A 23,697-nucleotide genomic window follows, 5' to 3' on the forward strand; every position below is an offset into this window, starting at 1 on the left:
CGAATCCCTTTCGAAGGGCGGCCGAACCGATGGCAGGGTTGCCTCAGCTCGGCCACATGGATGTGGCCTTACTGAGGCTTTGGACGCATCAAAGCGCTCTTCAGTGCAACTACGCCGTCGGTGCCCCCTTGCGTCCACCGATGGGGGAGCTCAGTCAGGCAGCTCCTTACGACGGTCCTCGTTGCCGTCGCCCTGCCTCACTTCCGCGCGCGAGGCCCCGCCTCGCTTTCACGAACATAGCTCCCTCAACTCATTGATCGCCATGGCAAGTTCCAGATTGCGAGGTGCTCCCTGTCTCCTTCCGCATACCGCGCCCTGTTCTGTGATCTCCGCAGCGATCAGGTCCTCGACGTGCTGCCGCTCACCGAAGTGGCGTTCGACGACTACCTCGGCAAGACCGGCACGGCGAGTGCGACCGTGCCGGTGCCGAACCGGCAGCTCGCCCAGCGGGTTCGCGCCGCCGTCACCCCGGGCCGCACAGCACTGTGGATCGAGCGGGGGCGGGAAATCTGGTGGGGCGGGGGCGTGTGGACCGCATCCGTGCAGTCCACCGACCGCGGCTTTCTGTCCATACAGGTACGGGCCGGCACCTTCGACTCCTACCTCGACCATCGGCGGCTCCTGGACACGTTCGAGGCCCGGCAGGTCGAGCAGTTCGACATCGCGCGCCAGTTGATCGACTACGCGCAGCATGCCGCCGGCGGCGATATCGGCATCGAGTACCGCACCGAGACGTCCGGCATGCCACGGGATCGCGTCTACAGCCGGTACGACGTGCCCTCGCTCCGCGCTCTCATAGACCAACTCGGCAAAGTCCAGGGCGGGTTCGAGTGGCACATAGCCGCCTTCCGCGATCCCGAGAGCGGCCGGCGCGTCAAAAGGCTTCGGTTTGGGTCACCGGTGATCCGGACGGGTGGCGCCGACACCCTCCTCGACCATCCGGGCCCGGTCATGTCCTACACGTGGCCCGTGGACGCCACCGGGCAGGCGAACGTCTGGCAGTCCCGCGGCGCCAGCGACAACACCAACCAGGCCGCGGAGTCCGTTCCGCTGCTGTCTGATCTGCTCGTGGACGACGCCGCCCTCGCGGCCGGCTGGCCCCGCCTCGACGGCACCTCGGACTACTCGACCGTGATCGAGAAACCGACCCTGGACGCCCACGCACGGGCCGACTGGGACGCCGCCCGCGCGCCGCTCACCATTCCCGAGATCACTGTGCACATGAGCCGCGTGCCCCTCTCCCCCGCCATGCTCGGCACCACCATCCGCCTACGCATACGCGATCTGCGGTGGCCCGACGGCCTCGACGAGCGATACCGCAGCGTCGGCACAGCCATCACGCCGCCGGAGCGCGGCCGACCCGAAACCGCGAAACTCTTCCTGGAGGCCCCGTAAACGGCTGCTGTCCCCCTCGACCTCCTCGACCGCATCCGCAGCCTTGAACGCCAGGTCCGCGAACTGACCGGCCGCGCCCAGACCCGGCCCGTCATGACCCAGATCAATCAGGGCACCGTTGTCATCGGCGAGGGCGGAACCCTCGACGTCCGCGCCCCCGGCGGCGCGCAGATTCTCGGGGTGGGACAGTTCGCCACCGGCCGCTACGGCGTGAGCATGGCCCGCGAGGACGGGACCGGCATCGCCCTGGAGGTCGGCGGCAACGACGACACCGCATCTCCAATGCCCCACCTGTACCTGACCCCGCGCGCATTCGCCGGCCTGGTGGCGTTCGCGAAGGTGGATGGCTGACCAGACCCGAGCGGCTGCTTGCCGCCCGTAGGGCACGGCCATGTCCGGTGAACAGCGCCATGAGGCGGTTGCGAAGCTCCGCCGCGTGGCGCCATTCGGCGCTCAGCGGTTGCGGGGCCCCTGGTGTGTGCTGTGCTGACCAGGGGAAGAGTGCTTTCCGGCCCGCCCTCGTATCTTCTGGAGAGACCGTGACCATCGCCCTCGACAAGCTGACCGACCCGGCCGTGCGTGCCTTCGTGGGCGCGCTCAACGCGGGCGACCGCCAGGCTTTCGCCGCCGCCCTCACTCCCGGGGCCACGATGTCGGACGACGGCTCGGACCGGGACGTAGCTGACTGGACCGAGCGCGAAATCTTCTCCTCGGGCGGTCACATGGACGTCGAGACGCAGACGCAGGACGGGCTCGGCCTGGTCGCCAACTACCGCAATGACACCTGGGGCGAGATGCGCACTGCCTGGCGCTTCACGGTCGACGGCGGAAAGGTCAGCCGGTTCGAAACGGGGCAAGCCTAGCCTGCTCCCTGACCCGTCGGACACGCCTTAGTGGTCGGCGCCGTAAAACCTTCGGGGGTTGTTCACGCTGCCGGTGCGACAGAGGATTCTTCGTGGTGATCGGCGGTGTGCCGGTCGAGCCTGGCCAGCAGATCGTCCAGGTCGGAGGTGGTGAACCTCCACTGGAACGGCTGTGCCGTGGCGTTGCAACGGTCTTCGAAGGCTCGGAGCCGGTCCCTGACCTCGGTGAGGTCGGTGAAGTCGTTGGGCGAGAGGGCCTTGCGCTGGACGGCAGAGAAGTAGATCTCGACTTGGTTGAGCCAGGAGGCGTGCCCGGGGGTGTGGACCATGACCGTGTTCGGGAACGCCGCGGTGAGCCGGTCGGCCGCCTTCTGACCGCGATGGGAGGAGCCGTTGCCGACGATCCAGAACACGCGCTTGGCGCTTGCGTAGGGTTCCTGGCTCATGACCTGGTTAGCCAGGTTCATGAACGGGACGATGCCGGTGCGTTCTTCGGTGCGGCCGAACACCTTCGCGGCGTGGACGTCGTAGGCGGCGAGGTAGGCCAGGGCACCGCCGCGTCCGTAGGTGTGATCGACGCGCATCGCCCTGGCCTTGCCGGGGGCGAGGGTGGGGTGGCAGCGGCACCGGGCCTGGATGGAGGTCTTCTCGTCCGCGCTGATCACGTACTCGTCATCGCCGAGCTGTTCGCCCTGCCAGGTGCGGGCGTACAGGTCCAGCACCCAGGCGGCCTTCAGCCGGAAGCCGGGGCCGGTGATGAAGATCCAGGAGCGGTGCTGCCAGGGCTTGGGCGCGTCCTGGGCCGGCCAGCGACGCACGGTCGACGCCGACATGAACGGGGCGATGCCCCGCCGGGCGGCCTCGCGGGCCGGTTCCGGGCACGACCAGCGTGAGAGCGGTACTTCACTCTCGGCAGGCAGCCGGCAGGCCGGCGCCTTGACCTCGGCGGCCTGCAGCGGTGTGAACGAGGCGGGACGGCCGCGGCGTTGACGGTCTCTGAGCCCGGGCAGGCCCGCCTGGGCGAACCGGCCACGCCAGCGGCGCACGGTGTCCAAACGCAGCCCCGTCTCCCGGGCGATGCATGCGTTGGAGCGTCCATGCGCGGCGTGCAGCACCACCTGTGCACGCACCCGCAGCCGGTGCTCGGTCTTTGGCTGTAGGCCGTCTTCTTCAACCGCACGCGTTCGGCGGCACTCGGGGCTATCGGACAGGGGGTGCGGACGGGCATGACGGGCGAACCGATCGGCCGAAGTGGATCACTGGTACCCCGCAGCCTGCCCCGCCCGTCACCGCCCCAGCCCCCGCAATGACCGGTGCAAGAGGCCACTTGGACAGGGAAAACGCAACTTCGACATGGCCCGCAAAGGCAGCTACCTTCACCTGGTCTTCGGCGATCGCCCACGGGCGCACAGGAGTTACTTCAGACCGAGCCACCCGCGACGGGACGAGTTGGCCACGCCCCACGAATCCTCGCCCCCATCCGTAAGCCACCGAACCGGGTCCACACCAGGCCCCCAACCAGGGAGAGACGCATGCCCCATCTTGCGCTGTACACATTCGGCGTCCTGAAGTCACCTCTCGCCGATCCCGCACCTCTCACGCGCGAGTTCTACGACATTGGTGAGGCCGTCTACCGGAAGATCAGTCAGCACCCCGGATACCTCGCGCATGCTGAGGCGGCAGACGGTGACCGGGGCTCACACTTCGACTTGGACTGGGGTGCATGGGGAGAGTTCACCGTACCGACCTGGTACGGCAAGGGCCGTACGGCGGAAACCACCGCCCTGGCCGCGACCCTCTCACTCTGGACCGACCTGCGCCCCGCCTTCGACGCCATCTACACCGGCCTGCACCGTGAGGCGCTGAACAGGCGTTACGACTGGTTCGAGAGGACAGAACACCCAACTTACGTGTTCTGGTGGGTCTCCGACGACGTGATACCCACCTGGCAGGACGGGGTTTCCAGGCTGGAGCACCTCCACGACCACGGCTCCGCGCCACATGCCTTCACCTTCCACCGCTCGTTCGCCCCGGGCGGAACTCCGACCAGGATCAAAGGCATCGGGCCGAAGAGCGACCAGGTTCGCTGACAAGGAAGCCCGAACGACTGGGTCCGCCGTCAAACGCCTCGATTGAATGACGGCGAACAGATGCGTCTGCGCTACGGCGGATCCGCCAGTACCTGGGGCTTCGCCCTCTACCCCGCGAGCACCGATGAGTACCAAGACGCCATCCTGCCCACCAGCGGCTTCGCCGGCACCCCCGAAGACGCCCTCGACTGCGCCTGCGGCCTCTACCTCACCGACCCCAGCATCTGACCCCGCACCACACGCAACACAGGTTCCACAGTCAACCCCCGAAGGATTTACGGAGCCGACCACTTAGGCCCCCGGGGCTTGAGCCGACGTTTCCAGCTCAAGCCCCGGGGTGTGTTCATTGGAGAAGAAACCCGAGAAGTTCCTCATCGACCACACGGGCGAGATCGCCGGCCGCTTCCGGCCACGCACGGAGCCGGAGGCCGACGATCTGCCGGCGGCGATCGAGTCCGCACTCCCGGCGGCCTGACCCACGACGGCGGGCCGGTCCGGCCCCGGCCCTCGGCCCGCCGCGCCCGTCTTTTTGCCCGCCTGTCCGTGTCCGTGTCCGGGGCCCGGTTGCCGGCCACCGTCAGATACGTGGCGGCGCCCTCACCCCAAAGAGGACGGAGGCTCCGATGAATGTGCCGTGCAAGGCTGTGTCCTCCAGGAACGTAGATGCAGGGCACTACTCGCAGCTGACGACAGGCACAGTCAGCGCCTCAGGGCCGGGGCGATGTCCAGTGCGGTTCACCGTCACCGGCTCCGGAACCGTGGTGTGCAACGACAACACCACGAGCGGCTTGCACTTCACCGTCAACACCGATCTCGGCAAGGGCGCCCGACCGCACAGCCACCTTCACCAGCGGCCCTCTGAAGGGTGACACCCCCACCGTGGCACCGCTGGTGGCCGGCATCAATACCGACTGCCCCACCAACGGTCTCAAAAAACTCACCACCACGGTCGCAGCGGCAAACTTCGCCTGAACTCATCACGGCCCCACGCCCCTTCGCCGGCCCGGGGCCGTGATCACGTCAGCCATGAGCCCTTCGTTTTCGACGCGCCCCGGATGAAGTCAGGGGCCCGCTCGCACACTCGTCGGACCCGTCCCAGCCTCCGAAACCTGGCTGAGTCAGCCCAGGCCACGGAAGTGTGTTCGGAGGGGAAACCCGACGTCTTCCGGCGCGAGGGCGGCCGACGTCAACGGGGTGCATCGCTGGCTCCAGACCAGGTCAACCACCCTCACGACACTGCCTGCCACGCCGAAGCCGTCCGACATGACCGAGGGCCAGACCTGCTACGGAGCCGGTCTTCCCTGACCCTGGCCACATCGCCTCGCCCACCCGGCAAGAAGCATTCCACGGCGGATCCGGGAATCTAGCCGTCGCTGTCCACCGTTTGGGTGAGGGTCCCGTGCATGGGGCCATAGCCCGGAACATTCACGTCCGCTCCGTCATCTGTAGGACGCAGAATGCTCCGCTCCACAGTCCGGCCGGTAGCTGCGCGCGCACCTTCAACAGCACTGGCCGAACCGACAACGCCGAGAACAGCGGCACCAGTGATTGCCATTGCGGCAATCACGTTACGGACGCGCATAGTTCCTCCTTGAATTCGCGATCGATGACTTCCCGAAACCTGCCTTGACCGAGCACCCGAGGTCCATGCCGCATGCGCTGGAGCTTCAGCCGAACAGGCGACCGTGCATGCCCGCCTAATAGCGCTCAGCGCCAAGGAACTCACCACGCCCGCGCGCTGCTGCGCTGGGCGTTTTCTCATGCCAGGAAGGCCGCCCGCGTCATGACTCTGCCCGGAGTACCGGCATTACTCCCGTCGTGGCTGCGGACCGAGCCGCCCGCCGACGCCGAGCTGCGTTCCCTTGCGCGCACGGACGGAGGGGTGGCGCATGACAGTGCGCGACCCCGGCAATGTCGCCCTCGAACTGGAACGCCTCCGCAGCACGGTCGACAAAGGGTTCGCCCGCGTCGACGGTTCCCTCGCCCTCCTCGTCCAGCGCTCCGACCGGACCGACCGACAATGCGCCGACCACGAACAGCGCCTCGACAACCTCGAACGGGCCCGCTGGCCACTCCCGAGCGTGGATGCCCAGGTAGCCGTCGCCGGACTGCTGCTGACCATCTGGTAGGCCACCACCGCCTGCTAGATGGCGCCAAGGACCATGAAGAGGCCATCTCAATTGGCGAGTCTGCGGCAGCAGATGACGCCATTCGACGCCGTGCTCCCGGTCAGCCTGCGCTCGGGACCTCCGAGACATGAGGCTTCCGCTGCATCCCGGCCGGCGCTTTCGCCAGCTCCAGACAGGGCGTTGGGACGGAGTGTCTGCGCCTGTCGCGGCAATCCGCTGCCCTGACCAGCTCGGGGTGCAGGACGGCTCCCGGACGGCCACTCGTTGGCGACAGCCAAGGACGCGGCGCGTCGCTAAGCGGCTGCGGCATATTTCACATTAGCCTCCTATGACTGTACGAAGTCGCTATATCACGGATTGTACCCTTCGACCACCGGAGAAGAAATGCGCAAGCTTCAGAAGGCCACCGTCGTGGCCGTCACACTCGGCAGCCTTGGCTTCCTCGGCGCCGGCACCGCCTACGCCGCCAGCGGACGCGGCGGCACCGATTTCGACGTCAAACAGAGAAACGCGTGCCGGTCGAACGACGCGGATGTTGACGCTCTCGGCGAGGTCGGGATCGCCAACGGCCTGGCGGGCAACGCGATCGGCGGCGAGGGCACCCCAGGTGCACAGAGCACCCGGGTGGGCTCAACCATGAGCTGCGTCAACAGCGTCGGCTTCAAGGGCGGCAATGGCGGCGACGAAGGCAAGGGTGGACGCTCGGAGGGCAGAGAGGGCAACGGAGACAAGGGAGGCGACGCGCACAAGGGCGGAGGCTCAGAGGGTAGAGAAGGCAACGGAGGCAAGGAAGGCAACGGAGGCAAGGAAGGCAAGGAAGGCGGGGAAAGCACACAAGGCGGAGCAGGCCCGGTACGCACCGAAGCCGGGGAGCAGCGGGGCATGACACCTGGTCCCGGTCTCCGCTACACGGTCCGGACGGAGACCCTTTCGGCCTCGTAAGGCCGGCTCGCGGGAGTCCGCTCGACCCGCAGTCGGAAGGAAAGGCCGCCGGCCGGGCAACTTTCCGACCTCGACAACCGCCTCGACGCCGTCGATCGCCGCCGCTGACCCCTTCACAGCATCGCCGCCCTGGTCGACGTTGTCGGGCGCCTCGTGACCGCGTGGCGGGCCACCGCAGCCCGGTAGAAGCACCCCATTCCCCGCACGGCCGTCAGCGGCCGTGCGGGGAGAATTTGTGCGTTTCGGGCCGCGACAGGGGTGCTCTCAGTCCTTGAAGGTCTTGCTGAATTCCACGAAACCGGCCCAGGTAGCCGGGGAGAAGGTCAGCGTACTGCTGTCTCGGGCCTTGCTGTCCCGCACCATGATCTTGCTGGGGTCAGCATCGGCGACTTCGACGCAACTTTCGTACTTGGTATAGGTGCTGGTGCGCCAACTCCGTATCTCAGCCACGATTTCTCCTGCCCAGACGATCGAAATGATCGATGGCGGTCAAGATGAGGTCTCTAGCGGCCTGGCCATCGACAGCGGAATGGCGATGGAGGTCAAATTCCTTGCGATAGAGCTCGCTTTCCCTCGGCTGCTTCACGGAAATCTCTGCGGAGCACGACTCCACCTTGACGAGCTTGTCGTCAAACATCACGAACCTGTGACCGAACCAGATCGCGAGGGGCGCGGACCGTGGGACGATCCCCAGATTCAGCCGTGGCAGCGCCAATACGGCTATGAGCCGGTCGAGTTGTGCCCTCACGGCCTCCGAGCCCCCGTGATTCGAGTAGAGGGCCTGCTCGCCGAGGAGCACGTTGAAAATCCGGTCCCCCTCATAGAGGTCCAGCCACCTAGCCCCTACCGGCGCCTGCCGGACTATGCGGCACCGTGCCCTGTGCACCCAACCACCTCCCCCCCCGGCCGTGTCGTCAGACCAAACGAGTAGCGGCGGACGGTGGGAGCGCTGAGGGACTCCACATAACCGAGGCGCAATGGGCTGCCTTCTCCTTGAGCTCGATCATGATTTTGTCGATTGTTGCTGTGGGCACCTCCTTCAGATCCTTCTTGGCTGCGTCTTCGATCTTCTTCAGGATGACCTTCTGCTCCTCCTCCGTGTAATTCTTGAGGGGCTCTTTCATGATTTCATCGTCGACGATCCTCTCCAGCTTCTTCAGTTGTTCATGCGTGAGGTGACGGCCCTTTCCCTTGCGTGCGTCGTTCTCCTTCTCCATCTCCTTGTTGACGCAGCGGCAGAGCTCTTTCCTCCGCGCCGTCCCGTCCGCTGTGGCGCGGGTGGGGCGGAACGCCTGCACCACCGGCTCCGCCGCGTTCCGGTCATGCGCCTGAGCCGTAGCGGGGATCAACAGCAGACCTCCGGAAGCGACCAGAACGGCGATTGCGGCCACAGCGTGCCGTACACCAGTTTTGGATGTCATATGGTGAGATCTACCGACATTGGCCGCCTCACGGGAGGTCTACCGCACCAAACCCCTCGAACGGGTGATCTGCTTTCGACTTCACCCGGGGCCCATGGCCCGGCGTCGATGCCACGCCGTGTCAGGCGTGGACCCGGCCATGACCCATCGGGCAGTCCCTGGGCTCCGTGGCATGGCCAAGTGAGCCCAGGTCACGGCGGTGTGTTCACGGGAGAGGAAACCCGCGAAGTTCCTCATCGACCACACGGGCGAGATCGCCGGCCGCTTCCGGCCGCGCATGGAGCCGGAGGCCGCCGTGCTCGCCGAGGCGGCGATCGAGTCCGCGCTCCCGGCGGCCTGACCCGCGGCGGCGGGCCGGTCCGGCCCTGACACCGGCCCGCCGCGACCGACCCCGTGCGCACGTCGCGCCGTACGGCCCATCCGCCTTCCGGCGGCCCCCGGCCCGTATGCACCAGCTGGCCCGCGGCCCGGACATCGCGCTCGTGGCCGCCTGCGTACCCCGCGGCACGCCGCTGCCCACGGACGACGCCATCCGGCTGCCGGGACCCGGAGGACGCGTCTCCCGGGGGCCCGGGGCACCGGGCTGTTCATCGCCTCCCGCGCTCCCTCGCCGCAACCGTACGAACGTCACTCTTCCGGGCGAACTAGACTGTGCGAACGAGCCCGATGCGTCCGACCAGAAGCCGAACGAATGCCGCAGCCCGCAGAGCACCCCGAGCCCGCCGCCCCGCACGACGGTTCCGCGTCGGCGGCGGATCTCGCGGAGCGCACCGCGCGGAGCCTGCGCGATCTGGCCGGCGGTCCGATCTCCCGCCTTCCGCAGCTGCTGGAGGCGATGGTCATGGTCGGCTCCGATCTGGACGTCCACCATGCGCTGGACCGGATCGCGGAGACCGCCGCCTCGCTCACCGGCGCCCGCTACGCCGCCGTGGGCGTCCTCAACGAGGAGGGCGACGGGCTGCGCGATCTCGTCACCCATGGCATCTCCCCCGAAGAGGCGCAGCGGATCGGGCGCCTCCCGGACGGCCACAGCGGCATCATCGGCGCGCTGCTGCACGGCTCGGAGGCGGTGCGGATCGCCGACGTCCGGGACGATCCGCGCACCTGCGGCACGCTCCCCGTGGGGCATCCGCCGATCCGCTCGTTCCTCGGCGTGCCCATCCAGGTGCAGGGCGAGCTGTTCGGCAATCTCTATCTGGCCGGGAAGCCGGACGACGGGGAGTTCAGCGAGGTCGATTTCCATCTGGTGCGGGTGCTGGCCACCGAGGCCGGTATCGCCATGGGCAACGCCCGGATGCACGCCGCCGCCCGGCAGCGCCGGCGCTGGATCGACGGCGCCGCCTCCGTCACCACGGCGCTGCTGGCCGGCCCCGGGACCCACTCCACGACCGGGCACGCGCTCACCGTCGTCGCCGAGAAGGGCCGGGAGCTCGCCGAGGCGGCGACCGGGGCGGTCCTGCTGCCGCACCCCGACGGCGGGATGGAGGTCGTGGCGATCTCCACCGTGCTGTCGGAAGCCGTCCGGGCCGAGGCGTTCGGCGGCACGATCCCGCCGGAGAGCCCGGTCCTGCACCAGATACACGCCGGACTCGCCGTCTTCTCCGACGACTTCGCCGGCGATCCCCGCTCGATCTCGCCGCTGTCCCGCCACTACGGCCCCACGATGCTGCTGCCGCTGCGCAGCAACGGGCGGGTGCTGGGCGCGCTGGCCCTGTGCCGGATGTCCGACGGCCGGCGCTTCTCGCACGTGGAGCGGACGCTGGGCACCCAGTTCGCGGCCCAGGCGGCGCTCGCCCTCGTCCTCGCCGACAGCCACCGCAACCGCGAGCGGCTCGCGGTCTACGAGGACCGCGACCGGATAGCCCGCGATCTCCACGACCTGGTCATCCAGCGGCTGTTCGCCACCGGCATGATGCTGGAGAGCGCCCGGCACCGGGCCGTGGTTCCCGAGGTCCAGGAGAGCGTGGGCCGGGCCGTCGACGAACTGGACGCGACGATCCAGGAGATCCGCACCGCGATCTTCGCGCTCCAGCAGGGCCCGCCGGAGGCGCCGCCGGGGCTGCGTGCCCGCGTGCTGCGGGAGGCCCGCGCGGCCACCGAGGCGCTGGGTGGCCGCCCGTCCGTGCAGTTCGTGGGGCCGGTGGACGCCCGGGTCGGCGAGGAGACCGCACGGGCCCTGGTGAAGGCGCTGCGCGAGGCCCTGGCCGGGGTGGCACAACGGCCCGCGAGGCCCGAGGGGGCCGGGTCGGCGGTGCCGGCCCGGGTCGTGGTGGACGCCACCGCCGCGCTGGCCGACGGCCGCGAGGGCGTACGGCTGACGGTGACGGGCGGGGGCGACGCCGGCGAACCGGTGGTGTGGGAACGGGCGCTGTAGGCAGGGCCGTTCAGCCGGGTGTCCCGTAGGCCGGGCGCCTGTGGCCGGGTGCCTGCGCCTCGGGCCGGGGCGGTGGGCTCCGTCCTACGGGGTGGCGTGCTCACCCGGCGCGCGCCGTACGAACGGCAGGTCCCGTGCCACAACCGCCGTATGCGGGCCCGCTGCCCGCAGCACGGTGTCCAGCGCCGCCTCCGGATCCGCGGTGTAACGGCCGCTCGCCCAGGCCGCGTTGGCCTCGATGACCGCCCAACGGCCGTCCGTGCGGCCGACGTCGACGACGATCGCGGAGGGCAGGGTCGCACCGCAGCGGGCGAGGAGTTCGGCGCCGAAGGCCGCCGCGTCCGGGCCGAGGGGTCCGGGGCGCAAGCGGCCGTCCTCGGCGTAGCGGCTGCCGGTGCGGACCTCGCCGTCGAGGACGTACAGCCGGTATTCGACGGCGAAGGCGGCGATGTCGGAGACCAGGACGACGGTGCCGGGGTCGACGGCGTCGGGGCCGGGCAGCCGGGTGCCGTCGGCGTAGACCATGGCCCGGATGCCCTTGTCGTTGGGCGACTTGACGAAGACCGGGCGGCGCAGGGCGTAGGCGTCCCGGATCGGCAGCGCGCGGATCTCGCGGCACACCAGGTCGCGGGGCAGCTCGGCGAGCCAGTGCGGGGGCGCTTCGAGCGGGGCGATGCCCAGGGAGGCGGCGACGGCGTCGGCGAAGCTCGGTCCGGCGTGCAGATGGGTGGCGCGCAGTCCGTCGGGGACGGCGAAGGTGGGCAGCTGGACGGTGCGCAGGCCGCGCCGGCGGGCGGTGTCGCGGAGCTCGGTGGCGGAGGCCGTGAGGCGGGGCGGCAGCAGCAGTGTCGTGGCTCCGGCCGCGGTGGTCCCGACGGTGTTCCCGTCGCCCCTGTGGTCGCCCCCGTGCCCCATGGCGGTCATCGTAGCGACGGGTGACCGGGCGCCCTCAGGGGTGATCGCTCCGGAATCCCTTGACCTCAATATTGGTTAAGGTTCTAGGTTCTTTCTTGTCGCCGGTCACGCACGGCGATCCCGTGACGACCCCGGCACTCAGGAGGCCCGCGATGGACATGGAAGTCACCGCCTGGCATTCACTGCACAGCACGATGACCGCGCAGCAGGGCAGGCGACGCTTCTCCAGGGGGACGCTGCGCCGCATCACGGCCTTCGCCCGCCCGCACCGCCGCAAGCTCGGGTGGTTCCTGGTGCTCAGCACGGTCACCGCGATGCTCGCGGTGGCCACCCCGCTGCTCGCCGGGCGGGTGGTGGACGCCATCGTCGGAGGCCGCTCGGCCGGTCTGGTCCTGGGGCTCTCCGGGCTGATCGCGGCCATCGCGCTCGCCGAGGCGGGCCTGGGGCTGCTGACCCGCTGGCTGTCGGCGAGCATCGGCGAGGGGCTGATCCTCGACCTGCGGACCACGGTCTACGACCACGTCCAGCGGATGCCGATCGCGTTCTTCACCCGGACCCGCACCGGGGCGCTGGTCAGCCGGCTCAACAACGATGTGATCGGCGCCCAGCGGGCGTTCAGCGACACCCTCTCGGGCGTCGTCAGCAATATCGTGACGCTGCTGCTCACCCTCGCGGTGATGCTCAGCCTGTCCTGGCAGATCACGCTGATCGCGCTGGTGCTGCTGCCGGTGTTCGTGCTGCCCGCCCGCAGGGTCGGCCGGCGGCTGGCGGATCTGCGGCGTGAGGGCGCCGACCACAACGCCGCGATGGGCACCCAGATGACCGAGCGGTTCTCCGCGCCGGGCGCCACGCTGGTCAAGCTGATGGGCCGCCCGTCCCGTGAGTCCGCCGAATTCGCCGCCCGGGCCCGACGGGTGCGCGATATCGGCGTCCGCTCGGCGATGGTGCAGACGTACTTCGTCACCGCGCTCACCCTGGTCTCCGCGCTGGCGCTGGCCGTGGTCTACGGCCTGGGTGGATTCCTGGCGCTGCGCGGGCAGCTGGCGGCCGGCTCGATCGTCTCGCTGGCACTGCTGCTCACGCGGCTCTACGCGCCGCTGACCGCACTCTCCGGCGCGCACATCGAGGTGATGAGCGCGCTGGTCAGCTTCGAGCGGGTCTTCGAGGTGCTGGACCTCCAGCCGCTGATCACCGAGAAGCCGGACGCCCGCGACGTCCCCGAGGGCCCGGTCTCGGTGGAGTTCGACTCCGTCCACTTCGGCTACCCCGCCGCGGACAAGGTCTCGCTGGCCTCCCTGGAGGAGGTCGCCACCCTCGACACCCGGGGCGGCGAAGAGGTCCTGCACGGCATCTCCTTCCGCGCCGAACCCGGCCAGATGGTCGCCCTGGTCGGCTCCTCGGGCGCCGGCAAGTCGACCATCGCCCAGCTGCTGCCGCGGCTGTACGACACCGACTCCGGCGCGGTCCGGCTGGCCGGCGAGGACGTCCGCGAGCTGACCGCCGCCTCCCTGCGCGACACCCTCGGCATGGTCACCCAGGACGGCCACCTCTTCCACGACTCCATCCGGGAGAACCTGCTGCTGGCCAAGCCGGAGGCGGCCGACGACGAGCTGTGGGACGCGCTGCGCCGCGCCCGCCTGGACGCGCTGATCGCCTCGCTGCCCGACGGCCTGGACACCGTCGTCGGCGAGCGCGGCTACCGCCTCTCCGGCGGCGAACGGCAGCGGCTGACCATCGCCCGGCTGCTGCTCGCCCACCCGCGGGTGGTGATCCTCGACGAGGCGACCGCCCACCTGGACAACACCTCCGAGGCGGCCGTCCAGGAAGCGCTGACCGAGGCGCTCGACGGGCGGACCGCGCTGGTGATCGCCCACCGGCTGTCGACCGTACGGGCCGCCGACCTGATCCTGGTCGTCGAGGGCGGCCGGATCGTCGAGCGGGGCACCCACGAGACACTGCTGGCCGAGGACGGGCGGTACGCCGAGCTGTACCGGACACAGTTCGCCGCCGCGCAGGCCGGCACGGCGGGCCCGGCCGGGTCCCCGGAAGGCATCGATTCCCCGGTGGACACCGCACCGGAAGCCGGTCCCGACCTCGTCACCGGGGCATCGCTGGTCAACTGACGGCGCACCGGATGGCCCCCGCCCCTTGGCGGGGGCCGCCGCATGCCGAAAAATGAGGCGATGACGCAGCGCACGGAACACTCGACCGTCATGGACCGCCTCGCGATCGAGGATCTGGTCACCGGCTACGCCGCCACGGTGGACGACGGCGACTGGCCGGGCTACCTGGCCCTGTTCAGCCGGGACGGCAGGGCCGACTACCGCTCGGCGGGCGGCATCGAAGGCACCGTGGAGGAGGTCGCCGTCTGGCTCGCCCAGGTATTACGCCTCTTCGCCATACGGCAGCATCTGATCGTCAACCGCCGGATCACCTTCGACTCGCGGGACGGTTCCCCGGGCGACACCGCCACCGTCCAGGCCGACTACCTCAATCCGATGCAGCTGGCCGGCCCCGATCCGGACACCGCGGGCCCGGCCGCCCCCAATTACACCTGCGGGGGCCGCTATCACTTCACGGCCCGCCGCACCCCTGATGGGTGGCGGCTGACCGGCGTCGTGGTGGACGAGAAGTGGCGCGAGGTGCTGACGCCTGACAACGCTTGACAGTGGCAAGACATCACGGCGAAAGGTTCACCGCAGCAGCAACCGGCGACAGGGAGCGCAGATGGACACACCGCCCGGCGGCACGGTGCCGTGGTCCGGATCCCTCTGGGCACGGGGCCCGGCCGCCGCGCTCGCAGGGGCGCTGCCGGCCCTCGCCTTCCCCGAGCCGTCCTGGTGGTGGCTGGCGTACGTCGCCCTCGTGCCGTGGCTGCTGCTGGTGCGCTCCGCGGCGACACCGCGCCGGGCCGCGCTCTACGGATGGCTGGGCGGCGCCGGATTCATGCTGGCGGTGCACCACTGGCTGCTGCCGAGCCTGCACGTCTTCATCCTCGTACTGGCCCTGCTGCTCGGGGCGCTGTGGGCGCCCTGGGGGCTGCTGGTACGGGCCCTGCTGGCCGGGGCGCCCGGGGCGGGGCGCTGCGCCGCGGCACTGGTCCTGGTGCCCTCCGGCTGGCTGATGGTCGAACTGGTCCGCTCCTGGGAGTACTTGGGCGGGCCCTGGGGGCTGCTCGGCGCCAGCCAGTGGCAGGTGCCGCCCGCCCTCCGGCTGGCGTCGCTCGGCGGCGTATGGCTGCTGAGCCTGCTCATCGTGGCCGTGAACACCGCCCTCGCCGAGCTGATCGCCCTGCGGACCACACGGCTGCCCGCCGTCGCCGGACTGCTGGTGTGCGGCCTGGGGACCACCGCGGCCTGGTACGGGGCACCGCTCCCCCGGCCCGCCGGCACGGTCCGCGTCGCGGTCGTACAGCCGGGCCCCGGCGGCACGCCGACCCAGCGCCTGGCCCGCAGCGCAGCGCTCACCAGCGCGCTGGCGGGCCGCGGGGTGCGGCTGGTCGTCTGGGGCGAGAGCAGCCTCTACCAGGACCCGGCCGACCACCCCGCCCTGGCCGGCCGGCTGGCCGCGCTCACCCGCCGGACCGGCGCCGACCTCCTCGTCAACGCCGACGCCCCGAACGCCGACGGCCCCGGCATCTACAAGAGCGCGGTGCTCATCGGCCCGCACGGTCCGACCGGCGACCGCTACTCCAAGATGCGGCTGGTCCCGTTCGGCGAGTACATACCCGCCCGCTCGGTCCTCGGCTGGGCCACCCACGTCGGCAAGGCCGCCGCTACCGACCGCAAACGCGGCACCCACCAGGTCGTGATGGCGATCCCCACCGCGGGCGGGCTGCGGATCGGCCCCCTGGTCTGCTTCGAGACCGCCTTCCCCGACATGAGCCGCCGCCTGGCCCGGGACGGCGCACAGGTGCTGGTCGCCCAGTCCTCGACCTCGACCTTCCAGGACAGCTGGGCCCCCGCCCAGCACGCGTCCCTCGCCGCGCTCCGCGCCGCGGAGACCTGGCGCCCCATGGTCCACGCCACCCTCACCGGCGTCAGCGCGGTCCACGGCCCCCGGGGCGAGCAGATCGGCTCCCGCCTCGACACCGACCGCAGCGCCGCCGCCGTCTACGACCTCCCCCTGGCCACCGGCACCAGCCCGTACACCCGCTTCGGCGACTGGGCCCTGTACGCAGCGATCGCCGCCCTGCTGCTCCACGGCGCCCGGGCCGCCGCCCAGCCCCTCCTCAGGCGGACAACGCGACCGCTTCCCTGACCACCCGCTCGCACAGCTCATGGGTCCGCAGCGCGTCCCGGGCAGAGATCCGTCGCCCGGCGCGCACGTCGTCCAGGAACGCCAGCACGATCTGCTCGATCCCGCGCTGGCGGGCCACCGGAACCCAGTCGCCGCGACGCCGGATGGTGGGCTGCCCCTTGTGGTCGACGATCTCGGCCATGTTCACCACCTGGCGCCGGGTGTCCTGCCCGGAGACGTCGAGCAGTTCCTCCGTGGAGCCGCTGAGGCGGTTCATCGTGCCGATGGCCGTGAACCCGTCACCGGAGAGCTGGAGCACGACATGCTCCATCAGCCCGTGGCGGACCCTGGCCCGCACGTCGATGTGATCGACGTCGCCGGGCACCAGGAACCGCAACGTGTCCACGACATGGATGAAGTCGTCGAGAACCATCGTGCGCGGGTCCTCGGCCATCCCGACCCGGTTCTTCTGCATCAGGATCAGATCGCGCGGGTGCTCCCGGCACTGGGCGTACCCGGGCGCGTAGCGGCGGTTGAAGCCGACGGCCAGCCCCACCCCGCGGTCCTCGGCGAGCTGGACGATCCGCCGGGTGTCCGCGATGTCGTAGGCGATCGGCTTGTCCACGTAGGTCGGCACGCCGGCTTCGACCAGCCGGGTCACGATCTCGGGGTGCGCCTCCGTCGCGGCGTGCACGAAGGCGGCATCCAGGCCGGCGGCGAGCAGCGAGTCCATGTCCCTGTGCAGCTGCCGCCCGGTCAGCCGGTAGGTGTCGCCGACCCGTTGGAGGGTGGCCGGGTTCCGGGTCTGGAGATGCAGTTCGATCCCCGGCCGGGCGCCCAGTACGGGCAGATACGCCTTCTGCGCGATGTCGCCGAGCCCGATGCAGCCGACCTTCACTCGCTCTCCTCTGATCTGTTCGGGATGGTGCCGGTGTGGCGTGCCGGTGTGCGGTTCCGCCGGCCGGTGGCACCGCGGTCCTCGACCGGGCCGCCGGGCGGGACGCCGTAACGGAAGCCTACGGGGCGTCCGGCGGGCGCCAGTCGGCGTTGCCGTCGAGGCCGCGCAGCGCGAGGTCCGGCGGTCCGGTGCGAACCGGGCGGTGGCCGCCATCGCCGCGCCGCGCGGCGCACAGGCGGGCCGGGACCGCCTGATCGAGAGCCGACCCTCGCCTCCCTGCGCGCCTCGTGCGCGGAACTGCTCGACGCATGCTGCGGGGGTGAGGGCGCACCCGGGGGTGGAGGTGCGGTGCTCTCCCGGGACGACGCCGTCAGCGCGGCGGGCCCGCCGCCCTGCCGATGCGCCGCTCCAGCCGGTCGATCGCGTCCTTGAGGCTCTGGCGGTATTCGCCGTCGGCGAGGGCGTTGACGGACGCCCGCGCCCGCAGGAGCTGGGCGCGGGCGTCGGCCGGGCGGTCGAGGCCGGCGTAGTCGGCCGCGAGGTTGAGATGCAGCGAGGGGAAGAACGCACTGAGCGCGACGAGAGGGTGCCGGGGCCCCGGGCCGTCCGCGACGTTCGATGCGCCGGCGGGGGCGCCGGTCACCACGGGCCGCTCCGTGACGAAGCCCTCTGCCGCCTCCAGGGCGCGCAGATCCCAGTCCAGTTCGTCTCTCGGGTCGTCCTGGGTGTCGGCCATGTAGTGCGCGAGAGCGCAGCGGTGGAAGGCGTCTCCTTGGGGCCCGATTTCCTGCCAGAGATCCGCGAACCGGTTGCGTGCCTCTTCCCGGTCGCCCGCCCGATGCAGCATGATCGCCTGGCCGATCCGGGTCAGCACTCCGTCCTCGGGCGTCGCCGCCCGCCGATCCTCCGCCACCGCGCACTCCCCGCATTCGCTCACCGCCACCACCGGGCTTGCCTCGACGCTAACCGCGCCCGGCGTGCGCGACGCGCCGAGGGAGGCCGATCGGCCCAGGCCGAAAGCCCCACCTCGACGCGAGCGGGGCACGGACGCCGGGGCCCGGCGCGTCGTGTACGGGCCGAAGGGCCCCGGCCCGGCAGGGCGGACCGGAGGCCGGTCGGCTCAGCCCAGGTCGGGGATGCGCCAGTCGATCGGGGCGTGGCCCTGTGCGGTGATCGCTTCGTTGATCTGGGTGAAGGGGCGGGAGCCGAAGAACTTCTTCGCGGAGAGCGGCGAGGGGTGCGCGCCCTGCACCACGGCGTGCCGCTCCTCGTCGATCAGCGGCAGCTTCTTCTTGGCGTAATTCCCCCAGAGCACGAAGACGGCCGGGTCCGGACGGGAGGCGACCGCGCGGATCACCGCGTCGGTGACCTTCTCCCAGCCCTTGCCCTTATGCGAGTTGGCCTCGCCCTCGCGGACCGTGAGAACGGCGTTCAGCAGCAGCACGCCCTGCTCGGCCCAGGGCATCAGATAGCCGTTGTCCGGAACCGGGTGGCCCAGTTCCTCCTTCATCTCCTTGTAGATGTTCCGCAGCGACGGCGGCGTCTTGACACCGGGCTGCACGGAGAAGCACAGGCCATGCCCCTGCCCCGGGCCGTGATACGGGTCCTGTCCGAGGATGAGCACCTTGACCTGGTCGTACGGCGTCGCCTCCAGCGCCGCGAAAACCTGCTCGCGGGGCGGGTAGACGGGACCGTTGGTCCGCTCCTGCTCCACGAAGTCGGTGAGCTCCTTGAAATAGGGCTTCGCCAACTCCTCGCCCAGGACCTCGCGCCAGGACTCGGGCAGCATGTCGGTGACCACGTCAACAACCTCCGGTGTGCGTTCCGTTCTCACTGGGAGAACCTACCGGCGACCACTGACAATCACGGTCCCGGGCCGAAATCCGGCGGCGGGCACCCCGCCCGGCTCCCCGGCCCCGCCCGTCCCTCACGCCGTGTCCAGCCGGGCGCGCTGGTACGGGTCCAGGACGAGGTCCAGCGCGGCCAGGCATTCGTCGAGCTGGGCCACGGAGCTGACGCCGATCACCGGCACCACCGGCGCCGGACCGCCCATCAGCCACGCCAGCACCACCTGGTTCGCGGTGGCCCCGCACTCCGCGGCCACCTCCGCCAGGACCCGCAGCCGCACCACCGAGCCGGGATGGTCGTAGCGCTCCGGCAGCGGCCTGTCCTCGCGGGTGTAGGCGCCCTCCATCAGGGGCGAATAGCCGAGCAGGGTCAGATCGGGGTGCGCGGCTGCGTAGTCGAGGAGTTCCTCGTCGGTCTCCCGTTGGGGACCGGGTGACAGGTCCCGGCGCGGGCGCAGATACGTGTGCCGCTGCTGTACGGCCCGGAAGCCGGGCAGTCCGCGCCCGGCGGCGGTCTGCCGGGCCTCGGCGAGCCGCCAGGTCGCATGGTTGCTGGCCCCCAGAGTGCCCACGCGCCCGTCCTGGACGAACCCGGCCAGCGTCCCGACGGTCTCCTCCAGGGGGATGCCGCGGTCCTCGACGTGCGCGTAGTAGAGATCCACCCGGTCGGTGCCCAGCCGGCGGAGGCTGCCCTCGACGGCGGTGCGCAGGGCGGTCGCGCCCAGGCCCTCGGCATTGCCGGGCCATCGGGGGCCGCGGGCCGGGTCGGGCCGGGCCCCTGCCTTGGTGGCGACGACCGTACGGTCCGCCGCGCGCCGGCTGCGCAACCAGCGGCCGAGCAGCACCTCGCTCTCGTCACCGGTCGCGCCGGGCACCCAGCAGGCGTAGTTGTTCGCGGTGTCGACGAAGGTACCGCCGGCCTCGGCGAAGCGGTCCAGGATGGCGAGGGAGGTCGGTTCGTCCACCGTGGTGCCGAACGGCATCGTCCCCAGGCAGACGGCGCTGATCCGTGGCCCCCGGTCGCCACCGAGCGTGCGGTAGTGCATGGCGTGCCTCCTGGCAGGTCCGCTGACGCAAGTGGTGCCGGCCCCTTGAGGGACCGGCACCACCGACTCTGCCTCTTGAAGCGCACGCGAAGGCAAGCCGCCGGGGGAAGGCGGGAGCGATCACGCACCGGGCACGACGCCCGACCGGCCTGTGGGTTCCCCCTCCACGCCCCGTCCCGCCGATCATTGACGGCCAGGCGGCCGAGCAACCGGTCGACCGACCGCTCGACCGCCGCCGGCCGCCGTCCCCGCACCCCGGCGTTACACCCCGGCGTTCAGGAACAGCCCGCCGTCGACGACCAGCGTCTGGCCGGTGATCCAGCCGGCCGCGTCGGACAGCAGGAAGGCCGCGGCCCCGCCGATGTCCTCTGGGACGCCCAGCCGCCCCATGGGGTAGCCGGCCGCCGCCTCCTCCTCGCGGTTCTCGTAGAGCGCCGCCGCGAACTTGGTCTTGATCACCGCGGGTGCGATGGAGTTGACCCGCACCACCGGCGCGAACTCGTGCGCCAGTTGGAGCGAAAGATTCAGCATCGCGGCCTTGCTCATCCCGTAGGAGCCGAGGAACGGCGAGGCGCTGACCCCGGCGATCGACGCGATGTTGACGATCGCGCCGCCGTTGTCCTTCTGCCAGGCGTGCCAGGTGCGCTGCGCGAAGCCGAGCGCCGAGACCACGTTGGTCTCGTACACCTTGCGCGCCACGTTGAGGTCGAGGTCGGCTATCGGGCCGAACACCGGGTTCGTACCGGCGTTGTTGACGAGGTAGTCGACCCGGCCGAAGGTCTCCATCGCCCGCTCGACGGCGTGGGCCTGGTGTGCCTCGTCGTGCGCCTTGCCGGCGACGGCGAGCACCCGGTCCGCGCCCAGCGTCTCGGCGGCCTCCTTGAGGGCGTCCTCATTGCGGCCGGTGATGACGACCCGGTCCCCGCGGGCGACCAGCGCCTCCGCTATGCCGTACCCGATGCCGCGGCTGGCCCCGGTGACCAGTGCCACCTTGCCGGAGAGTGCGGGGCGCCCGCTGTCCTGCTCGGTCATGTCGGTCATGTGCGGTTCTCCTGCTCCTGTACTTCTGCGGTCGGTGCGGCGGTCAGCAGAGCGGGCCACCGGCGACGTACAGGACCTGGCCGGAGACGAATCCGGCGGCCTCGCCCGTGAAGAAGGCGATCGCGTTGGCGATGTCCTCGGGCGTGCCGACGCGCTGCACCGGGATCTGCGTGGCGGCGGCGGCCTGGAAGTCCTCGAAGCCCATGCCGACGCGCTCGGCGGTGGCGGCGGTCATGTCGGTGGCGATGAAGCCGGGGGCGACGGCGTTCGCGGTGACGCCGAACTTGCCGAGCTCGATGGCGAGGGTCTTGGTGAAGCCCTGGAGGCCGGCCTTGGCTGCCGAGTAGTTGACCTGGCCGCGGTTGCCCAGTGCCGAGCTGGAGGAGAGGTTGACGATCCGGCCGAACTTGGCGTCCACCATGTGCTTCTGACAGGCCCGCGACATCAGGAACGCGCCCCGCAGATGCACGTTCATGACGGTGTCCCAGTCGGTTTCGCTCATCTTGAACAGCAGGTTGTCGCGGAGCACACCCGCGTTGTTGACGAGGACGGTCGGCGCGCCGAGCTCCGACGCGACCCGCTCGACGGCCGCCGCCACCTGTTCCGCGTCGGAGACGTCGCAGCCGACCGCGACGGCCTTGCCGCCGGCCGCGGTGATCTTGCCGACGGTGTCCTTGCAGGCCGCCTCGTCGAGGTCGAGCACGGCGACGGCGCGACCCTCGGCGGCCAGGCGTACGGCGGTGGCCGCGCCGATACCGCGGGCCGCGCCCGTCACGATGGCGACACGCTGTTCGGTGGTGGACATGCGGGTTCTCCTCACCCTCGAATCCTCGAAACCTCGAAACCTCGACAAGCGGTCCGCCGCCCCGGTGCGGGTGAGCAACCGCTTAGTAGCCTCAGCAGGGCTGACGCTAGAAGCCCGGCCACCCGCTGTCAACGCCCCACCACCGAGCGGTCGGGCACGCCACACACGGGCGGGCCAACCCCGCACGGGCCGAGGGCGGGCGCCATACGGGGCGGGGCGGACCCCGTACGAGCCGAGCGCGGCCCCGCACCGGCCCTCCGGCACCAGCCGGCCGCCCGACGGAAGCCACTCCCACCCGTACGGAAGCCCGCCCCGCACGCCTCACCGCACGTCACGCCTCCGCACGCAACGTGTCCTCATGCCGGGTCTGCCCACGCAACGTGCCCGGGCAACTCCTCACCTCACCGCACCAGCAGCTCCAGCAGGCGCGCCACCTCGGCCGCGGGATCGGCGGTCAGACCGGTGTGCACCGGGCCCGGCTGGACGATCGTGCTGCGCGGTGCGATCAGCCAGCGGAAGCGCCGCCCCGCGTCCTCCCCGGCCGCCTGCCCGGCCCGTGCGCCGCCCTCGCAGAGTCCCTCCACGGCACCCAGCGCGGCCCGTACACCGGCCACGTCCACCGTCGGGTCCAGGGCCAGCAGCCGGGCCTCGTCCAGATGGGTCCGGGCCTCGACGAACCGCCGGGCGCCGCAGTACACGACGACCCCCGCGTTGATCATTTCTCCGCGCTCGACCCTCGGCACGATCCTCAGCAGCGCGTACTCGAAAACGTCGCGCCCGTTATGCAATCCAGTCACTTCACGGCCCTCCGCGGCAGCTTGCCCGCCAGCCACTCCGGCGCCTGCGAGGGCTTGTCCTTCGTCGGCTCCCCGATGGTGATGCGGTCGCTGATGGTCCGCGCACGGGCCATCAGCGTGCGCACATACGCCCGTCGCAGCTCGTCCGGCGAGTCGAAGCCGGGCTCGTCGAGCAGCCATTCCTCCGGCACATCGGCCGCGATCCCGGTCAGCAGCTCCTCGGTGATCTGCGGCCCGAACTCCGCTGCCGCCGCCGCGACATCGGGGCCGAAGGTGGCCAGCACATGATCGGAGGCGTTGTACGGGCGGGCCGAAGCCTGCTCCGCGCTCGGCCAGTTGTGGTGCCAGATCATCGCCGCACCATGGTCGATCAGCCACAACTCGCCGTGCCACACCAGCAGATTGGGATTGCGCCACGAGCGGTCGACGTTGTTGATCAGGGCGTCGAACCACACCACCCGTCCCGCCTCGCGGGCGCTCACCTCAAAGGCGAGCGGGTCGAAACCGAGCGCCCCGGGGAGGTAGTCCATCCCCAGGTTCAGCCCGCCGCTGGCCTTCAGCAGCGCCTGGACCTCCTGGTCGGGTTCGCTCAGCCCGATGACGGGATCGAGCTGCATCTGCACCAGGTCCGGCACCCGCAGCCCGAGCCGGCGCCCGAGCTCACCGCAGATCACCTCGGCGACGAGCGTCTTACGGCCTTGCCCCGCGCCCGTGAACTTCATGATGTACGTGCCGAGATCGTCCCCCTCGACGATCCCCGGCAGCGATCCGCCCTCACGCAACGGCGTGACGTAGCGCGTCGCAACGACTTCGGTCAACATTTCACCAGGTTAACCGGCGCTCCAGGGGTGCGATCCACGGATTTCCACGAGCGGCCGGTGTCCCCGTCACCAGC

Annotated in this window: 25 protein-coding genes and 1 pseudogene; 13 read left to right on the plus strand and 13 right to left on the minus strand. The window is 70.6% G+C overall.

The features are described 5' to 3' along the window. The first annotated feature begins 351 nt into the window (after window positions 1-351). The 3 genes from IEZ17_RS14065 to IEZ17_RS14075 all read left to right on the plus strand — a co-directional run bounded on the left by IEZ17_RS14065 (window position 352) and on the right by IEZ17_RS14075 (window position 2,258). The gene (locus IEZ17_RS14065; RefSeq protein ID WP_229852250.1) at window positions 352-1,395 is read left to right on the plus strand and encodes a hypothetical protein; all 1,044 of its coding nucleotides are present in this window, start codon (window positions 352-354) and stop codon (window positions 1,393-1,395) included. A gap of 93 nt (window positions 1,396-1,488) precedes the next feature. Continuing rightward, window positions 1,489-1,746, plus strand: coding sequence for a hypothetical protein (locus IEZ17_RS14070; RefSeq protein WP_189299950.1), 258 nt, complete (start codon window positions 1,489-1,491; stop codon window positions 1,744-1,746). 188 nt (window positions 1,747-1,934) lie between these two features. Continuing rightward, window positions 1,935-2,258, plus strand: coding sequence for a nuclear transport factor 2-like protein (locus IEZ17_RS14075; protein ID WP_189299951.1), 324 nt, complete (start codon window positions 1,935-1,937; stop codon window positions 2,256-2,258). Window positions 2,259-2,320: 62 nt separating this feature from the next. Here the strand turns inward: IEZ17_RS14075 and IEZ17_RS14080 are convergent, their stop codons facing one another. Next, entirely contained in the window at window positions 2,321-3,388 is a 1,068-nt protein-coding gene (locus IEZ17_RS14080; protein ID WP_189299953.1) for an IS630 family transposase, read from the minus strand. 402 nt (window positions 3,389-3,790) lie between these two features. Between IEZ17_RS14080 and IEZ17_RS14085 the strand changes: the two genes are divergently transcribed. From IEZ17_RS14085 to IEZ17_RS14105, 5 genes and pseudogenes are all read left to right on the plus strand, one after another. Next, on the plus strand, window positions 3,791-4,348 hold the full coding sequence (locus IEZ17_RS14085; protein ID WP_189299955.1) for a DUF3291 domain-containing protein: 558 nt from the start codon (window positions 3,791-3,793) through the stop codon (window positions 4,346-4,348). Window positions 4,349-4,408: 60 nt separating this feature from the next. Beyond that, window positions 4,409-4,576 (plus strand): hypothetical protein, encoded by a 168-nt coding sequence (locus IEZ17_RS14090; RefSeq protein WP_189299957.1) that lies wholly within the window; start codon window positions 4,409-4,411, stop codon window positions 4,574-4,576. A gap of 133 nt (window positions 4,577-4,709) precedes the next feature. Beyond that, a pseudogene (locus IEZ17_RS14095) lies at window positions 4,710-4,823 on the plus strand (glutathione peroxidase); the annotation flags it as partial. Window positions 4,824-6,237: 1,414 nt separating this feature from the next. Next, window positions 6,238-6,477 carry a hypothetical protein gene (locus IEZ17_RS14100; RefSeq protein ID WP_189299959.1) on the plus strand — a complete coding sequence of 80 codons (240 nt, stop codon included), beginning with the start codon at window positions 6,238-6,240 and terminating at the stop codon, window positions 6,475-6,477. A gap of 384 nt (window positions 6,478-6,861) precedes the next feature. After that, window positions 6,862-7,419, plus strand: coding sequence for a hypothetical protein (locus IEZ17_RS14105; protein ID WP_189299961.1), 558 nt, complete (start codon window positions 6,862-6,864; stop codon window positions 7,417-7,419). A gap of 264 nt (window positions 7,420-7,683) precedes the next feature. Here IEZ17_RS14105 and IEZ17_RS14110 read toward each other — a convergent pair whose 3' ends face one another. Genes IEZ17_RS14110 through IEZ17_RS14120 form a run of 3 tightly spaced genes read right to left on the minus strand, consistent with a single transcriptional unit; the run spans window position 7,684 to window position 8,810 of the window. After that, window positions 7,684-7,869 carry a DUF397 domain-containing protein gene (locus IEZ17_RS14110; protein WP_308427644.1) on the minus strand — a complete coding sequence of 62 codons (186 nt, stop codon included), beginning with the start codon at window positions 7,867-7,869 and terminating at the stop codon, window positions 7,684-7,686. After that, a complete protein-coding gene (locus tag IEZ17_RS14115; protein ID WP_268249821.1) occupies window positions 7,862-8,305 on the minus strand; it encodes a Scr1 family TA system antitoxin-like transcriptional regulator in 444 nt (147 codons plus the stop codon). Before IEZ17_RS14115 ends, IEZ17_RS14110 begins: the two co-directional genes overlap by 8 nt. A gap of 28 nt (window positions 8,306-8,333) precedes the next feature. After that, window positions 8,334-8,810 carry a ribosome-recycling factor gene (locus tag IEZ17_RS14120; RefSeq protein WP_189299964.1) on the minus strand — a complete coding sequence of 159 codons (477 nt, stop codon included), beginning with the start codon at window positions 8,808-8,810 and terminating at the stop codon, window positions 8,334-8,336. A 229-nt stretch (window positions 8,811-9,039) separates the two neighbouring features. Between IEZ17_RS14120 and IEZ17_RS14125 the strand changes: the two genes are divergently transcribed. Then, the gene (locus tag IEZ17_RS14125; RefSeq protein ID WP_373299810.1) at window positions 9,040-9,180 is read left to right on the plus strand and encodes a hypothetical protein; all 141 of its coding nucleotides are present in this window, start codon (window positions 9,040-9,042) and stop codon (window positions 9,178-9,180) included. A gap of 351 nt (window positions 9,181-9,531) precedes the next feature. Next, window positions 9,532-11,214: a sensor histidine kinase gene (locus tag IEZ17_RS14130; protein WP_189299966.1), complete on the plus strand. Its 1,683-nt coding sequence runs from the start codon at window positions 9,532-9,534 to the stop codon at window positions 11,212-11,214. Between the two features lie 84 nt (window positions 11,215-11,298). Here IEZ17_RS14130 and IEZ17_RS14135 read toward each other — a convergent pair whose 3' ends face one another. Further along, the gene (locus IEZ17_RS14135; RefSeq protein WP_189299968.1) at window positions 11,299-12,129 is read right to left on the minus strand and encodes an ATP-grasp domain-containing protein; all 831 of its coding nucleotides are present in this window, start codon (window positions 12,127-12,129) and stop codon (window positions 11,299-11,301) included. A 152-nt stretch (window positions 12,130-12,281) separates the two neighbouring features. On the opposite strand from IEZ17_RS14135, the gene IEZ17_RS14140 reads away from it, so the two are divergent. The 3 genes from IEZ17_RS14140 (at window position 12,282) to lnt (ending at window position 16,389) form a co-directional block, all read left to right on the plus strand. Next, a complete protein-coding gene (locus IEZ17_RS14140) occupies window positions 12,282-14,252 on the plus strand; it encodes an ABC transporter ATP-binding protein (RefSeq protein ID WP_189299970.1) in 1,971 nt (656 codons plus the stop codon). A gap of 60 nt (window positions 14,253-14,312) precedes the next feature. Continuing rightward, entirely contained in the window at window positions 14,313-14,795 is a 483-nt protein-coding gene (locus IEZ17_RS14145) for a nuclear transport factor 2 family protein (RefSeq protein WP_189299972.1), read from the plus strand. A gap of 61 nt (window positions 14,796-14,856) precedes the next feature. After that, complete coding sequence (gene lnt, locus IEZ17_RS14150; RefSeq protein WP_189299973.1) at window positions 14,857-16,389, plus strand: apolipoprotein N-acyltransferase; 1,533 nt, start codon at window positions 14,857-14,859, stop codon at window positions 16,387-16,389. Here lnt and IEZ17_RS14155 read toward each other — a convergent pair. The 8 genes from IEZ17_RS14155 to IEZ17_RS14190 form a co-directional block, all read right to left on the minus strand. Further along, window positions 16,361-17,266 carry a Gfo/Idh/MocA family protein gene (locus IEZ17_RS14155; RefSeq protein WP_189299975.1) on the minus strand — a complete coding sequence of 302 codons (906 nt, stop codon included), beginning with the start codon at window positions 17,264-17,266 and terminating at the stop codon, window positions 16,361-16,363. The two genes, lnt and IEZ17_RS14155, sit on opposite strands and share 29 nt — an antisense overlap. Window positions 17,267-17,636: 370 nt before the next feature. Then, window positions 17,637-18,209 (minus strand): hypothetical protein, encoded by a 573-nt coding sequence (locus IEZ17_RS14160; protein WP_189299977.1) that lies wholly within the window; start codon window positions 18,207-18,209, stop codon window positions 17,637-17,639. A 177-nt stretch (window positions 18,210-18,386) separates the two neighbouring features. After that, window positions 18,387-19,055: a uracil-DNA glycosylase gene (locus tag IEZ17_RS14165; RefSeq protein ID WP_189300119.1), complete on the minus strand. Its 669-nt coding sequence runs from the start codon at window positions 19,053-19,055 to the stop codon at window positions 18,387-18,389. A 138-nt stretch (window positions 19,056-19,193) separates the two neighbouring features. Further along, window positions 19,194-20,159, minus strand: a complete 966-nt coding sequence (locus IEZ17_RS14170; RefSeq protein ID WP_189299979.1) for an aldo/keto reductase — start codon at window positions 20,157-20,159, stop codon at window positions 19,194-19,196. 261 nt (window positions 20,160-20,420) lie between these two features. Next, the gene (locus IEZ17_RS14175) at window positions 20,421-21,191 is read right to left on the minus strand and encodes an SDR family oxidoreductase (protein ID WP_189300120.1); all 771 of its coding nucleotides are present in this window, start codon (window positions 21,189-21,191) and stop codon (window positions 20,421-20,423) included. A gap of 52 nt (window positions 21,192-21,243) precedes the next feature. Continuing rightward, window positions 21,244-22,005, minus strand: coding sequence for a 3-oxoacyl-ACP reductase FabG (fabG, locus tag IEZ17_RS14180; protein WP_189299981.1), 762 nt, complete (start codon window positions 22,003-22,005; stop codon window positions 21,244-21,246). A 401-nt stretch (window positions 22,006-22,406) separates the two neighbouring features. Further along, window positions 22,407-22,802, minus strand: a complete 396-nt coding sequence (locus tag IEZ17_RS14185; protein ID WP_189299983.1) for a DUF3037 domain-containing protein — start codon at window positions 22,800-22,802, stop codon at window positions 22,407-22,409. Then, window positions 22,799-23,623 (minus strand): HipA family kinase, encoded by an 825-nt coding sequence (locus IEZ17_RS14190; protein WP_189299985.1) that lies wholly within the window; start codon window positions 23,621-23,623, stop codon window positions 22,799-22,801. The genes IEZ17_RS14185 and IEZ17_RS14190 overlap by 4 nt, the downstream gene beginning before the upstream one ends. Window positions 23,624-23,697 lie beyond the last annotated feature (74 nt).

It is taken from the genome of Streptomyces albospinus (genome assembly GCF_014648695.1).
In the GTDB taxonomy this organism is placed as follows: Bacteria; Actinomycetota; Actinomycetes; order Streptomycetales; family Streptomycetaceae; genus Streptomyces; species Streptomyces albospinus.

Excerpts from the sequence above, each read along its gene's own strand:
- IEZ17_RS14090 (WP_189299957.1), top strand. The coding sequence starts at position 4,409 with ATGCGTCTGCGCTACGGCGGATCCGCCAGTACCTGGGGCTTCGCCCTC.
- IEZ17_RS14145 (WP_189299972.1), top strand. The coding sequence starts at position 14,313 with ATGACGCAGCGCACGGAACACTCGACCGTCATGGACCGCCTCGCGATC.
- IEZ17_RS14105 (WP_189299961.1), top strand. The coding sequence starts at position 6,862 with ATGCGCAAGCTTCAGAAGGCCACCGTCGTGGCCGTCACACTCGGCAGC.
- fabG (WP_189299981.1), bottom strand. The coding sequence starts at position 22,005 with ATGTCCACCACCGAACAGCGTGTCGCCATCGTGACGGGCGCGGCCCGC.
- lnt (WP_189299973.1), top strand. The coding sequence starts at position 14,857 with ATGGACACACCGCCCGGCGGCACGGTGCCGTGGTCCGGATCCCTCTGG.
- IEZ17_RS14175 (WP_189300120.1), bottom strand. The coding sequence starts at position 21,191 with ATGACCGAGCAGGACAGCGGGCGCCCCGCACTCTCCGGCAAGGTGGCA.
- IEZ17_RS14170 (WP_189299979.1), bottom strand. The coding sequence starts at position 20,159 with ATGCACTACCGCACGCTCGGTGGCGACCGGGGGCCACGGATCAGCGCC.
- IEZ17_RS14135 (WP_189299968.1), bottom strand. The coding sequence starts at position 12,129 with ATGGGGCACGGGGGCGACCACAGGGGCGACGGGAACACCGTCGGGACC.
- IEZ17_RS14085 (WP_189299955.1), top strand. The coding sequence starts at position 3,791 with ATGCCCCATCTTGCGCTGTACACATTCGGCGTCCTGAAGTCACCTCTC.
- IEZ17_RS14140 (WP_189299970.1), top strand. The coding sequence starts at position 12,282 with ATGGACATGGAAGTCACCGCCTGGCATTCACTGCACAGCACGATGACC.
- IEZ17_RS14165 (WP_189300119.1), bottom strand. The coding sequence starts at position 19,055 with ATGCTGCCCGAGTCCTGGCGCGAGGTCCTGGGCGAGGAGTTGGCGAAG.
- IEZ17_RS14130 (WP_189299966.1), top strand. The coding sequence starts at position 9,532 with ATGCCGCAGCCCGCAGAGCACCCCGAGCCCGCCGCCCCGCACGACGGT.
- IEZ17_RS14190 (WP_189299985.1), bottom strand. The coding sequence starts at position 23,623 with ATGTTGACCGAAGTCGTTGCGACGCGCTACGTCACGCCGTTGCGTGAG.
- IEZ17_RS14100 (WP_189299959.1), top strand. The coding sequence starts at position 6,238 with ATGACAGTGCGCGACCCCGGCAATGTCGCCCTCGAACTGGAACGCCTC.
- IEZ17_RS14070 (WP_189299950.1), top strand. The coding sequence starts at position 1,489 with ATGACCCAGATCAATCAGGGCACCGTTGTCATCGGCGAGGGCGGAACC.